General features: G+C 60.1%; 13 protein-coding genes. 9 read left to right on the top strand and 4 right to left on the bottom strand.

The features are described 5' to 3' along the window. Window positions 1-86 precede the first annotated feature (86 nt). The gene (locus tag I8E17_RS08130; RefSeq protein WP_069612984.1) at window positions 87-602 is read left to right on the top strand and encodes a GNAT family N-acetyltransferase; all 516 of its coding nucleotides are present in this window, start codon (window positions 87-89) and stop codon (window positions 600-602) included. A gap of 116 nt (window positions 603-718) precedes the next feature. Here the strand turns inward: I8E17_RS08130 and I8E17_RS08125 are convergent, their stop codons facing one another. Next, window positions 719-1,396: an alpha/beta hydrolase gene (locus I8E17_RS08125; RefSeq protein ID WP_004108794.1), complete on the bottom strand. Its 678-nt coding sequence runs from the start codon at window positions 1,394-1,396 to the stop codon at window positions 719-721. Between the two features lie 233 nt (window positions 1,397-1,629). On the opposite strand from I8E17_RS08125, the gene I8E17_RS08120 reads away from it, so the two are divergent. The 8 genes from I8E17_RS08120 to I8E17_RS08085 all read left to right on the top strand — a co-directional run bounded on the left by I8E17_RS08120 (window position 1,630) and on the right by I8E17_RS08085 (window position 9,472). After that, window positions 1,630-2,796 (top strand): cysteine desulfurase family protein, encoded by a 1,167-nt coding sequence (locus tag I8E17_RS08120; RefSeq protein ID WP_069612983.1) that lies wholly within the window; start codon window positions 1,630-1,632, stop codon window positions 2,794-2,796. A 146-nt stretch (window positions 2,797-2,942) separates the two neighbouring features. After that, window positions 2,943-4,412 (top strand): Fe-S cluster assembly protein SufB, encoded by a 1,470-nt coding sequence (gene sufB / locus I8E17_RS08115; protein ID WP_069612982.1) that lies wholly within the window; start codon window positions 2,943-2,945, stop codon window positions 4,410-4,412. A 71-nt stretch (window positions 4,413-4,483) separates the two neighbouring features. Then, window positions 4,484-5,239, top strand: coding sequence for a Fe-S cluster assembly ATPase SufC (gene sufC / locus I8E17_RS08110; protein WP_113366609.1), 756 nt, complete (start codon window positions 4,484-4,486; stop codon window positions 5,237-5,239). A gap of 22 nt (window positions 5,240-5,261) precedes the next feature. Beyond that, a complete protein-coding gene (sufD, locus tag I8E17_RS08105; RefSeq protein ID WP_113366610.1) occupies window positions 5,262-6,536 on the top strand; it encodes a Fe-S cluster assembly protein SufD in 1,275 nt (424 codons plus the stop codon). A 15-nt stretch (window positions 6,537-6,551) separates the two neighbouring features. Further along, window positions 6,552-7,793, top strand: coding sequence for a cysteine desulfurase (locus I8E17_RS08100; protein WP_069612307.1), 1,242 nt, complete (start codon window positions 6,552-6,554; stop codon window positions 7,791-7,793). A gap of 11 nt (window positions 7,794-7,804) precedes the next feature. Next, window positions 7,805-8,185 carry an SUF system Fe-S cluster assembly protein gene (locus I8E17_RS08095; protein WP_069612273.1) on the top strand — a complete coding sequence of 127 codons (381 nt, stop codon included), beginning with the start codon at window positions 7,805-7,807 and terminating at the stop codon, window positions 8,183-8,185. Between the two features lie 76 nt (window positions 8,186-8,261). Further along, a complete protein-coding gene (gene sufA / locus I8E17_RS08090; RefSeq protein WP_069612272.1) occupies window positions 8,262-8,651 on the top strand; it encodes a Fe-S cluster assembly scaffold SufA in 390 nt (129 codons plus the stop codon). Window positions 8,652-8,779: 128 nt separating this feature from the next. After that, on the top strand, window positions 8,780-9,472 hold the full coding sequence (locus I8E17_RS08085; protein WP_069612271.1) for a transporter: 693 nt from the start codon (window positions 8,780-8,782) through the stop codon (window positions 9,470-9,472). A 26-nt stretch (window positions 9,473-9,498) separates the two neighbouring features. Here I8E17_RS08085 and I8E17_RS08080 read toward each other — a convergent pair whose 3' ends face one another. From I8E17_RS08080 to gcvH, 3 genes are all read right to left on the bottom strand, one after another. After that, a complete protein-coding gene (locus I8E17_RS08080; RefSeq protein WP_069612270.1) occupies window positions 9,499-9,759 on the bottom strand; it encodes an addiction module antidote protein in 261 nt (86 codons plus the stop codon). A 148-nt stretch (window positions 9,760-9,907) separates the two neighbouring features. Beyond that, the gene (gene gcvP, locus I8E17_RS08075) at window positions 9,908-12,772 is read right to left on the bottom strand and encodes an aminomethyl-transferring glycine dehydrogenase (RefSeq protein ID WP_219510713.1); all 2,865 of its coding nucleotides are present in this window, start codon (window positions 12,770-12,772) and stop codon (window positions 9,908-9,910) included. Beyond that, complete coding sequence (gcvH, locus tag I8E17_RS08070; protein ID WP_069612268.1) at window positions 12,772-13,134, bottom strand: glycine cleavage system protein GcvH; 363 nt, start codon at window positions 13,132-13,134, stop codon at window positions 12,772-12,774. Before gcvH ends, gcvP begins: the two co-directional genes overlap by 1 nt. Between the last annotated feature and the right edge of the window lie 23 nt (window positions 13,135-13,157).

Here is a 13,157-nt window from a genome sequence, read left to right as displayed (position 1 = left end):
CGTTTAGCACTGAGTGGCCGGTTGCAAATCGGCACCGTCATACTCGTTATGACTGGCTTATATTCGCTACGAAAACAGGCAGGCAGATGAGTGACACCATCATACTCGAAACCCCGCGCCTCGTTCTGACGATGTGGGACAAGGGTGATGCCGAAGTGATTCGGCAATTGCATTCGACCATCGAGACCACGCGCTATCTCTCGGGTGCGGCGCCTTGGACGTTGGAAAAGGCCGAGGAGCGGCTGAAAAGCTGGTTCGATGAACAAGCGCGAGATGGCACGACCAAATACAAGATGCTGCGGCGTGAAGACGGCCGCTTTATCGGCCGCGCCGGCTTTTCGCGCTTCCAGGAGAGAGGGCGAGGCGAGTTCGAACTCGGCTATTCGCTTCGGCAGGACGCGTGGGGCAATGGCTATGCCACCGAAATCGCCGGCGCTCTCGCGCAGTGGTTTTTCCGCCGCGGCTTTGCGGATCGGTTCATCGCATTCACGCATCCGGAAAATACTGCTTCGCAGCGGGTGCTTCAAAAAATCGGGATGCAGTACGAAGCACCGATCGTTGTCAGCGGTACTCCGGGCCTTTGCTTCAGGATGTCACGCTAAGAGAAGTTCCGGGAAAGTTCGCAAACGATTTTCGACCGCAGTGCGTAAACAGCAAAATTGAGCGTTTCCGTGTTTCAAAAACCGCGGAAACGCTCTGTGAGAGGGGCACCGCGTCTTTAGCGGATACGCTTGGCGGCCGGTTCCGGCACCAGTTCGCCGTTCAGGCGACGGTCGAGATAATCCTCGCATTCGCCGAGCAGTGTTTCGACCTGACCGTTGAAGAAGTGGTTGGCGCCCGGCACGACCTTGTGCGTGATCAGGATGCCCTTCTGCGTCTTCAGCTTCTCGACGAGGCCGTTGACGTCCTTTTCCGGGGCAACCTTGTCTGCATCGCCGTTTATGATCAGGCCGGACGACGGGCAGGGTGCGAGGAAGGAGAAATCGTAGATATTCGGCTGCGGCGCGATCGACATGAAGCCTTCTATCTCGGGGCGACGCATCAGCAACTGCATGCCGATCCACGCACCGAAGGAGTAACCGGCAACCCAACAGCTCTTCGAATCGGGATGGAGGCTCTGCACCCAGTCGAGTGCGGAGGCAGCATCGGAAAGCTCGCCGGCGCCATGGTCGAATTCGCCCTGGCTGCGGCCGATGCCGCGGAAATTGAAGCGGAGCGTGGTGAAGCCGCGCTTCTGGAACATATAGAAGAGCTGGTAGACCACCTGATTGTTCATCGTGCCGCCGAACTGCGGATGGGGATGAAGGATAATCGCGATCGGGGCGCTCTTTTCCTTGGAGGGCTGATAGCGGCCTTCAAGGCGACCAGCGGGGCCGTTGAAAATTACTTCGGGCATCGATACTCCGGCTCTTCTTTTTCTGCGTTCAAACCTTACGGCACGCAGCAAGTTGACTTGACGAATGCGCTCATCTTTTCTAGAACGCAGTTTAGAACAATTCGAAACTTGATGCGGTGGTCCGCGCGTTGTTTGCGCAACGGTTTGTGGAACGTGTCATAAGGCATGCCCGGCTGAAATTTCAAGGAAAATGAACCGGGCGCAGCAAAGCAAAGTCGCGCAGGAAGAAGATTATGGCGGCAACACGCCTCTATCTCGACTGGAATGCTACCGCGCCGCTCCATCCGGCGGCGCGCGATGCGATGTTGCGTGCAATGGATATTCAAGGCAACCCCAATTCCGTTCACGGCGAAGGTAGGGCAGCGCGGGCCGCTGTCGAGACTGCACGTCGCCAAGTTGCAAGATTGATCGGCGCCGAATCCGCCCATGTCGTTTTTACGAGCGGCGCCACCGAAGCGGCCAATATGGTGTTGACGCCGGAATTCCGCATGGGGCGCACTCCGCTTCTCGTCAGCCATCTTTATATATCGGCCGTCGAGCATCCGGCCGTGCGCGAAGGCGGGCGATTTGCCAGGGATAATGTCAGCGAAATACCGGTAACGTCGGACGGTACGGTCAACCTTTTCGCGCTGGAGACCATGCTTGCTGCCCACGACAAGGCCGGCGGCTTGCCGATGGTCGCCATCATGCTCGCGAATAACGAGACCGGAATTCTCCAGCCTGTCGGCGAAGCGGCCAAGCTCGTTCAGGCCGTGGGCGGCCTCTTCGTGGTGGATGCCGTCCAGGCAGCCGGCCGGGTTCCGCTCGATATCAATGCGATCGGCGCGGATTTCCTGATCGTCTCCTCGCACAAGATCGGCGGCCCCAAGGGTGCCGGCGCGCTCGTCTCGCGCGGCGAGGTTCTGATGCCGAAGCCGTTGATCCATGGCGGCGGGCAGGAAAAGGGCCATCGCTCGGGTACGGAAAACACGCTTGCCATCATCGGCTTCGGTGCCGCTGCCGAGGCTGCTGCCGCAGACTTCGAGGTTCGCAATGCCGCGATCGGTTCCTTGCGCGACCGGCTGGAAGCGGGCATGGAACTGGCGGCACCCGATGTCATCATTCATGGCAAAGGCGGTGCACGCGTTCCGAACACCAGCTTTTTCACGCTGCCGGGACTGAAATCCGAAACCGGTCAGATCGCTTTCGACCTAGAAGGTGTGGCGATTTCTGCCGGGTCCGCTTGCTCGTCCGGCAAGGTCGGAGAGAGCCATGTGCTCGTGGCGATGGGATGCGATCCCAAACTTGGAGCGTTGCGCATTTCGCTGGGTCCGACCACGACCGAAGCGGATATTGAGCGCGCAATCGCCACGTTTTCCCGCATCGCGGCAAGGCGCAAGCTGGCGGGTGCGGCGGCCTGACGGCCACAATTTTGCGGAAACCGAAATTTCCGCTTGCCAAGCGGGGTGAAAAGTCCCTTTTGGCCGACTACATAGGGGGCAGACATAAGTCTGCCGCAACGTTGACAAGCTGCCGGACCTTGGATCCGGCGAGATTGGAGAACGAAATGCCTGCAGTCCAGGAAACGGTCGATCAGGTTCGCCAGATCGACGTGGACCAGTATAAGTATGGTTTCGAGACCACGATCGAGGTGGAAAAGGCTCCCAAGGGTCTTTCCGAAGACATCATCCGCTTCATCTCCGCCAAGAAGCAGGAGCCGGATTGGATGCTGGAATGGCGCCTCGAGGCCTATCGCCGTTGGCTGACGCTTGAAGAGCCGACATGGGCGCGCGTCGACTACCCGAAGATCGACTTCAACGACATTCACTATTATGCCGCGCCGAAGAAGTTCGCCGGTCCGAAGTCGCTCGATGACGTCGATCCCGAACTGTTGAAGACCTACGAGAAACTCGGCATTCCGCTGCGCGAGCAGGAGATCCTTGCCGGCGTCGAAAAGTCGAAGATCGCCGTCGACGCGGTGTTCGATTCTGTCTCAGTCGTCACCACCTTCAAGGAAGAGCTGAAGAAGGCCGGCGTGATCTTCATGTCGATCTCGGAAGCTATCCGCGAACATCCCGATCTGGTGCGCAAGTATCTCGGTTCCGTCGTGCCGACTTCGGACAATTTCTATGCGACGCTGAATTCGGCCGTTTTCACCGACGGTTCGTTCGTCTTCGTACCGAAGGGCGTTCGTTGCCCGATGGAACTGTCGACCTACTTCCGCATCAACGAGAAGAACACCGGCCAGTTCGAGCGCACGCTGATCATCGCCGAGGAGGGAGCCTATGTCTCCTATCTCGAAGGCTGCACGGCGCCGCAGCGCGACGAAAACCAGCTGCATGCCGCTGTCGTCGAGCTGGTGGCGCTCGATGATGCCGAGATCAAATATTCGACGGTGCAGAACTGGTATCCGGGCGACAAGCACGGCAAGGGCGGCATCTACAATTTCGTCACCAAGCGTGGCGATTGCCGCGGCCATCGCTCCAAGATTTCCTGGACGCAGGTCGAAACCGGCTCGGCGATCACCTGGAAATACCCGTCTTGCATCCTGCGCGGCGACGACAGCCGTGGCGAGTTCTACTCGATCGCGGTTTCGAACGGCCATCAGCAGGTCGATAGCGGCACCAAGATGATCCATCTCGGCAAGAACACGTCGAGCCGCATCATTTCGAAGGGTATTGCTGCCGGCGTGTCGCAGAACACCTATCGCGGTCAGGTCTCGGCGCATCGCCGCGCGACCAACGCCCGCAACTTCACGCAGTGCGACTCGCTTTTGATCGGCGACAAGTGCGGTGCACATACCGTGCCGTACATCGAGGCGAAGAACTCGTCCGCGCAGTTCGAGCATGAAGCTACGACGTCGAAGATTTCCGAAGACCAGCTGTTCTACTGCCTGCAGCGCGGCATTCCGGAGGAAGCGGCGATCGCGCTGATCGTCAACGGCTTCGTCAAGGAAGTGCTGCAGGAGCTGCCGATGGAATTCGCCGTCGAAGCGCAGAAGCTGATCGGCATTTCGCTCGAGGGCAGCGTCGGCTGACGCACACGAAACAGAATTAGCTTTGGCGCGCCGCGCGCGCCGCTCACTCGTTCCTGCGATAGGATATTAAAATGCTTGAAATCAAGAACCTGCACGCCCGTATCGCCGAAGACGGCACCGAGATCATCCGTGGCCTGAACCTGACGGTGAAGGCGGGCGAAGTCGCCGCCATCATGGGCCCGAACGGCTCCGGCAAGTCGACGCTGTCCTACATCCTCGCCGGCCGCGATGACTATGAAGTCACCGAAGGTGACATTCTCTATAACGGCGAAAGCATTCTGGAGCTCGATGCCGCCGAGCGCGCCGCCAAGGGCATCTTCCTGGCGTTCCAGTATCCGGTCGAAATCCCCGGCGTTGCCACCATGCAGTTCCTCAAGGTTGCCCTGAACGAACAGCGCAAGGCACGCGGCGAAGACGAGCTGACGACGCCGGATTTCCTGCGCCGCGTCAAGGATGCTGCCGGCAAGCTGCAGATCAACATGGATATGCTGAAGCGCCCGCTGAACGTCGGCTTCTCCGGCGGTGAAAAGAAGCGCGCCGAAATCCTGCAAATGGCGCTCTTGGAGCCGCAGCTTTGCGTGCTCGACGAAACCGATTCCGGCCTCGACATCGACGCGCTGAAGATCGTCGCCGATGGCGTCAACGCGTTGCGTTCGCCTGACCGCGCCGTGATCGTCATCACTCACTATCAGCGCCTGCTCGACTATATCGTTCCGGACACCGTTCACGTTCTCTACAAGGGCCAGGTGATCAAGTCCGGCGACAAGACGCTGGCGCATGAGCTGGAAGCCAACGGCTACGCCGACATCATCGGAGCTGCAGCCTGATCGAGGCGGAAAGGACACGTCGATGAACATTCAGACGACGAACCGGCTCACCGCCGCGGAGACGGCGCTGATCGAGGCGTATAACGACCAGATGGGCGATCTGCCCGGCGACGGCGAAGTTTTCGCGGTCCGCGATCGCCTTCTGGACGAGCTGAAGACCGCCGGCCTGCCGACGCGCAGGATCGAGGCATGGCACTATACCGATTTCAAGAACCTGCTGCGCCTGGTTCCGAACGATATCGGCAAGGGTCTTGTCGAGGCGCTGTCGCCGACGGTTGAGGGATCGCCTGTCATTGCCGTCCTTCAGGGAAAGGCAAGCGAGAAGGCATCGGTCAAGAGCCTGACGGTGGGCCGCTATGCGGACAGCCTGCTCAACGGCACGGCTGCCGCCGGTCTTGAAGCGCTCGGCAGGGATGACGCTATCGGGCACATCAATGCGAGCTTCGTGCGCGATGGCTATGTCATCGATTTCCCCGATGGCACAGAACTGGAAGCACCTTTGGAGGTGCAGTTCATCCATGCCGGCGGTCAGATCCACAGCCGTCTGCCGGTTACTTTCGGTGCCGACGTCAAGGCGACCTTTATCGAGCGTCATCAGGCGGTTGAAGGCGCTGCCGCGCTGGTTTCCTCGGTCAGCGAAGTCAGGATCGGCAAGGGATCTGAAATCACCTGGATCATCCTGCAGGAGCAGGGTAGCGAAGACACCCATCTCGGCCAGCTCCGTATCGAACTCGGAGAAGATGCCAAGCTGAAGCTGTTTGTCATCAACGCCGGCGGCAAGCTGGTGCGCCAGGAACTGTATATCAAGGTCGTGGGCGAGGGCGCGGATCTGACGCTGCGCGGCATCAATCTGCTTGGTGGCGATACGCATACCGATGTGACGATGGTGCTTGGCCATGACGTTCCAAACACAGGTTCCACGGAAGTTATCCGCAACGTCGTGTTCGACCGCGCCCGCGGCGTCTTCCAGGGCATGATCCGGGTCGCACCGGATGCGCAGAAGACCGACGCCAAGATGGCCTGCAACACGCTGCTGATGTCCGACGATGCCGAGTTCTCGGTGAAGCCGGAGCTTGAAATCTTCGCCGATGACGTACAGTGCGGCCATGGTGCCACTGTCGCCGATATCGACGGCAACCATCTCTATTACCTGATGGCGCGCGGCATCCCGGAGAAGAAGGCGCGGGCCATGCTGGTCAACGCCTTCGTGGCCGAGATCGTCGAGGAACTGGAAGACGAAGCCCTGGTCGAGGCGCTGGAAGGCGTTATCTCCGGCTGGCTGGAAAAGCACGCCTGATTGGAGGCAAAGCTCGTGGACAAGATCGTGCCGGCAACGGCCTATGACGTCGAAGCCATTCGCCGGGATTTCCCGATCCTGACGAAGACGGTGCATGGCGAGCCGTTGGTTTATCTCGACAACGGCGCTTCGGCGCAGAAGCCGCAGGTCGTCATCGACGCCATTTCGCACGCCTATTCGAATGAGTATGCAAATGTGCATCGCGGCCTGCACTTCCTGTCCAATGCCGCCACGGAAGCCTATGAAGCGGCTCGCGAAAAGGTGCGCCGCTTCCTGAATGCGCCGTCGGTCGACGACATCGTTTTCACCAAGAACTCGACGGAGGCGATCAATACGGTCGCCTACGGTTGGGGCATGCCTGAGATCGGCGAGGGCGACGAGATCGTCGTCTCGATCATGGAGCATCACTCCAATATCGTTCCCTGGCATTTTATCCGGGAACGGCAGGGTGCGAAGCTCGTCTGGGTGCCTGTCGACGATGAGGGCGCGTTCCATATCGAGGATTTCGAGAAGAGCCTGACGGAGCGCACCAAGCTCGTCGCCATCACCCATATGTCGAACGCGCTCGGAACCGTCGTCCCCGTGAAGGAAGTCTGCCGCATCGCGCATGAGCGTGGCATTCCGGTCCTCATCGACGGCTCGCAGGGTGCCGTGCATATGCCTGTCGACGTGCAGGATATCGATTGCGACTGGTACGTCATGACCGGCCACAAGCTCTATGGCCCTTCGGGCATCGGCGTTCTCTACGGCAAGAAGGAACGGCTTGCCGAGATGCGGCCGTTCCAGGGTGGCGGCGAGATGATCTTCGACGTCACAGAGGAAAACGTCACCTATAATGATCCGCCGCATCGTTTCGAAGCGGGTACGCCGCCGATCGTTCAGGCGATCGGCCTTGGCTATGCGCTCGACTATATGGACAGTATCGGCCGGGAAGCGATTGCGCGCCACGAAGCCGATCTTGCCGCCTATGCGGCGGAGCGGCTGCGCGATATCAATTCGCTGCGTATCATCGGTACGGCGCCGGGCAAGGGCGGCATCTTCTCCTTCGAGCTGGCGGGTATCCATTCCCACGACGTCTCGATGGTGATCGACCGGCAGGGTGTTGCCGTTCGTGCCGGCACGCATTGCGCCCAGCCGCTCTTGAAACGCTTCGGCGTCACCTCCACATGCCGTGCATCGTTCGGCATGTACAATACGCGCGCCGAGGTGGATGCCTTGGCCGATGCACTGGAATATGCACGGAAATTCTTTGCCTGAGGAGGCAAGCGATGTCACTCGACGAAAGCGAACAGAAGATCGACGCGCGCGAAGGGATCGTGCATTCCAGCATCCCCGCAGACGAGCTGGCGCGCCTCAGCGACGACATCATCTCCGCGCTGAAGACCGTCTATGATCCGGAAATTCCCGCCGATATCTTCGAGCTGGGTCTGGTCTACAAGATCGATATCGAAGACGATCGCATGGTGAAGATCGTCATGACGCTGACGGCGCCGGGTTGCCCGGTTGCCGGTGAAATGCCGGGCTGGGTGGAAAATGCCGTCGGCGCCGTTGAGGGCGTTTCCGGCGTCGACGTCTCGATGACGTTCGATCCCCCCTGGACGCCGGATCGCATGTCCGAAGAAGCGCAGGTTGCCGTGGGCTGGTATTGAAGCTTTAAGCCGCTGGCTTTACATTAAGACTCGAAGCACCGGATCTTGACCCCGGATGTGGAAGGAGAATGAGCCCATGGGCTTTGCAGTCATGAGCATGACGGATGCGGCAGCAGACCGCGTCAAGGCGATAGTCGGAAATTCCGGCCCTGATGCCAAGGGCGTTCGCGTCGGCATCAAGAAGGGCGGCTGCGCCGGCATGGAATATACCATCGATCTTGTCACCGAGCCGAACCCGAAGGACGACCTGATCGAGCGTGATGGTGCAAAGGTCTGGGTCGAGCCGTCGGCGGTGCTTTATCTGCTCGGCACGGAAATGGGCTTCGAGACGACAACGCTGCGCTCGGGCTTCATTTTCACCAATCCGAACCAGACGTCGGCTTGCGGTTGCGGCGAATCCGTCGAATTGAAGCCTGCCGATCTTGCTGCCCTTGCTGCTCAGCGACAGGCCGCGCAACCCGCTTAAAGCGCATCTCACCACATTTCGCGTCGCTGCGTTTCGTGCTTTGATCGATGGAGGCCGAGGGTTTTACCGTTGCCCCTTGGCTGACCGGCTGAGCCCGATAAAGTCGACATAGCGCGCGAGGGGAACCTATGGTGGCTGCGGCATGGGTTTACACACTGATCCCGGCAGGCGCTGCGATCGCGGGCGCCGCAGTTGCCGTGAATACGCGGCCCGGGCCCAATCTTGTCAGCGCCATCCAGCATTTTGCCGCCGGCGTCGTGTTTGCGGCCGCCGCCGGCGAAATTCTGCCTGATGTCATGCATCGCGGCTATCCCTTTGCAACAGTCATTGGCGGCGCGATTGGTGTCGGCGTAATGCTGCTGGTCAGGCAATTGGAAAACTGGGCCAAAGGACCGGTTGGCCTGCTGACCGCCATCGGTATCGATATCTTGATCGATGGCCTCGTGCTCGGCATTGGGTTTGCCGCCGGCCCGAAAGTTGGCTTGCTGCTGACGATCGCCCTGACGATCGAGGTACTGTTTCTTGGCTTGACGGTGGCGAATGAGCTTGGCGACAGCGTTCGTTCTCGCGCAAAGATCGTTGCGATTACAGCGGCGCTTGCGCTGCTACTGCCGATCGGCGCCCTGCTTGGAGCGCCGATTGGTTCGTTGCCTGGTCCGATTCTCACAGGGTTTTTCGCGTTCGGTCTGATCGCGCTCCTTTATCTCGTTACTGAGGAACTGCTGGTTGAAGCTCATGAAACATCCGATCGCCCCTGGGTGACGGCGATGTTCTTTGCGGGCTTTCTCGTGCTGCTTCTGCTCGAAGAGGCGATCGGTTAGCGATCCGGGATTGGGGAAGCGAATTCCTAGTTTGCGGCCGATACCGGCGTCAGCTTGAGCCCCAACGCCCTGACGACCTTGAGGATCGTTGCGAATTCCGGATTGCCGTCACCACTGAGCGCGCGATAGAGCGCCGAGCGGTTCATGCCGACGTCCTTGGCAAGCTTGCTCATGTTGCGGGTTCGCGCCACTTCACCTAAAGCCTTGGCGATCGAGGCGGGATCGTCGGTTTCGAAGGCGGCGGCGATGTAGCTGTCGGGATTGTCCACGTCGAATCGTTCCGGCATAAATCTGATTTCCAAGGCCCCACTATGCGTCATCAAAAACGCCGCGCATCCTGTCGGACGCGCGGCGCTTTCATAGACAAGTTTCACAATAGATTTATGTCTGTTTCCAGCGAAGCGACTGAACTGCTTCGCTTTTTTGCAAAAAATCCTATTCTGCGGCCTCGGCGTAGGATTCCAGCGGCGGGCAGGTGCAGATCAGGTTGCGATCGCCATAGACGTTGTCGATGCGATTGACCGGAGACCAGTATTTGTCCACGCGGAAGGCACCGGGCGGGAAGCAGGCCTGTTCGCGGGAATAAGGGCGATCCCACTCGCCGACGAGGTCCTCCACCGTGTGCGGTGCGTTCTTCAACGGATTGTTGGTCTTGTCCATCCGGCCGTCTTCGATGGCGCGGGCTTCCTCGCGGATTGCCAGCATTGCCTCGCAGAAGCGGTCGAGCTCGGCCTTCGTTTCCGATTCGGTCGGCTCGATCATCAGCGTACCGGCAACCGGCCAGCTCATGGTCGGCGCATGGAAGCCGCAATCGATCAGACGCTTCGCGATATCATCGACCGTCACGCCGGCGCTTGCGGCCAATGGGCGGGTATCGATGATGCATTCATGCGCCACGCGTCCATCCTTGGACTTGTAGAGCACGTCATAGGCACCCTTGAGCCGGGCAGCGATGTAGTTGGCGTTGAGGATCGCCACCTTGGTCGCCTGCGTCAGGCCTTCGCCGCCCATCATCAGGCAATAGCTCCAGGAGATCGGCAGAATCGAGGCCGAACCGAAGGCTGCCGCCGAAACCGCGCCGCTGCGGCCGTCCGTTTCCGGATGGCCGGGCAGGTGAGGCGCCAGATGCGCCTTGACGCCGATCGGGCCCATGCCGGGACCGCCGCCGCCATGCGGGATGCAGAAGGTCTTGTGCAGATTCAAGTGGCTGACATCGGAGCCGATATCGCCTGGGCGCGAAAGACCGACCATGGCGTTCATGTTGGCGCCATCGAGATAGACCTGACCGCCATGCTTGTGCACGAGATCGCAGATCTCCTTCACCGTCTCCTCGAACACGCCGTGCGTCGAAGGGTAGGTGATCATGCAGCAGGAGAGGTTGTCGGCATATTGCTCGGTCTTGGCGCGGAAATCGGCCATGTCGATATCGCCATCGTCGCTGACCTTGACGACCACGACCTTCATGCCGGCCATCTGCGCCGAGGCCGGGTTGGTGCCGTGGGCGGAGGTCGGAATGAGGCAGATATCGCGATGACCCTGGCCATTGGCAATGTGATAGTTACGGATGGTCAGGAGGCCGGCATATTCGCCCTGCGCACCGGAATTCGGCTGCATGGAGAAGGCGTCATAGCCTGTTACGGCGCAGAGCTTTTCCGTCAGGTCGTCGATCATCTCGCGGTAGCCGAGCGCCTGATCGGCCGGGACGAACGGATGGATATCCGAAAATTCCGGCCAGGTGATCGGCAGCATTTCCGCAGTCGCGTTCAGCTTCATGGTGCAGGAGCCGAGCGGGATCATCGAGCGGTCGAGCGCCAAATCGCGGTCGGAGAGACGGCGGATGTAGCGCGTCATCTCGCTTTCGGCGCGGTTCATGTGGAAGATCGGATGCGAGAGGTATTCGCTGGTGCGCAGCAGGCTCTTCGGCAGGCGATAGGACGGCTCGAAATCGGCGATGCGGAAATCGCCGCCGAATGCGCGCCAGACGGCTTCCACCGTTGCCGGGCGCGTACGCTCGTCAAGGCTGAGGCCGATCTTCGTTTCGCCGACCTTGCGCAGGTTGACGCCTTCGGCGACGGCTGCGCGCAGGATGAGGCCTTGCATGTGGCCGACTTCGACAGTGATCGTATCGAAGAAGGTCTCCGGCTCGACGGTATAGCCGAGCTTTTCCAGCCCCTTGGCCATCAGCACGGCCTTCTGGTGGACCTGTTGGGCGATCGCCTTCAGGCCCTGCGGACCGTGGAAGACCGCATACATGGAGGCCATGACGGCGAGCAGCACCTGCGCGGTGCAGATGTTCGACGTCGCTTTTTCGCGGCGGATGTGCTGTTCGCGGGTCTGCAGCGACAGGCGATAGGCGCGATTGCCGCGCGCATCGATGGAAACGCCGACGAGACGGCCCGGCATAGAGCGCTTGTAATCGTCCTTCACGGCCATAAACGCGGCATGCGGCCCGCCGTAGCCGGCGGGAACGCCGAAGCGCTGCGAGGAGCCGATGGCGATATCCGCCCCCATTTCCCCCGGAGATTTCAGCAGGGTCAATGCCAGAAGATCGGTCGCCATGATGGCGATGGCGCCGGTCTGATGCAGGCGGGCGATCAGACCGCTGAAGTCGTTGATATGACCATGCGTGCCCGGATACTGAAAGATCGCGCCAAAGACATCGACCGGATCGAGGTCGGTGAAGGGATTGCCGACGATGACGGTCCAGCCGAGCGGCTCGGCTCGGGTTCTGATCAGCGCGATGGTCTGGGGATGGCATTCGGCATCGACGAAGAAGGCCTTAGCCTTCGATTTTGCGACGCGTTCTGCCATTGCCATGCCTTCGGCTGCGGCCGTCGCTTCATCGAGCAAGGAGGCGTTGGCGACATCGAGACCGGTGAGGTCACTGATCATCGTCTGGTAGTTCAGCAGCGCCTCGAGACGGCCCTGGCTGATTTCTGGCTGGTAAGGCGTGTAAGCCGTGTACCAGGCCGGATTTTCCAGGATGTTGCGCTGGATGACCGGTGGCGTGATCGTGCCGTAATAACCCTGGCCGATGAGCGAAACGAGAACCTTGTTCTTATTGGCGGTCTCGCGCAGCCTGTCGAGCGCCTCGCGCTCCGTCATCGGAGCGCCCCAGGCGAGCGGCGCCTTCTGCCGGATTGCCGGTGGCAGTGTCGCGTCGATCAGGCCGTCGAGGCTCTTGTAGCCGATCACCTTGAGCATATCGGCCATCTCGGAGGGAGACGGGCCGATATGGCGGCGATTGGCGAAATCGTATGGCTGGTAATCGGTGAACGTGAATTCCGTAGGCGTCGTCATTATCCGATCAGCTCCTTGTAACCGGATTCATCAAGAAGACCATCGAGATCGCCGATATTCCTCAGCTTCAGCTTGAAGAACCAGCCAGCGCCCATCGGGTCGGAATTGACGAGAGCCGGATCGGCGGTGATGGCTTCGTTGATTTCGGTGATTTCTCCGTCGAGCGGACAATAGACTTCGGAAGCCGCCTTGACGGATTCAACGGTTGCCGCGTCGGCTCCCTTCGAGAAGCTGGCGCCGACCTCGGGCAACTCAACGAAAACGAGATCGCCGAGCTGTTCGGCGGCATGGGCCGTGATGCCGACCGTTGCGACATCGCCTTCGACCTTCAGCCATTCATGTTCTTCGGTGAATTTCAGCATGGATAATCCTCTCTGGAAAAGAC

It is taken from the genome of Rhizobium sp. AB2/73, assembly GCF_020871915.1.
Lineage (GTDB): Bacteria > Pseudomonadota > Alphaproteobacteria > Rhizobiales > Rhizobiaceae > Rhizobium > Rhizobium dioscoreae.
Note: the sequence above shows the minus strand (reverse complement) of the source record. Positions and strands in the feature narration are given on the sequence as shown.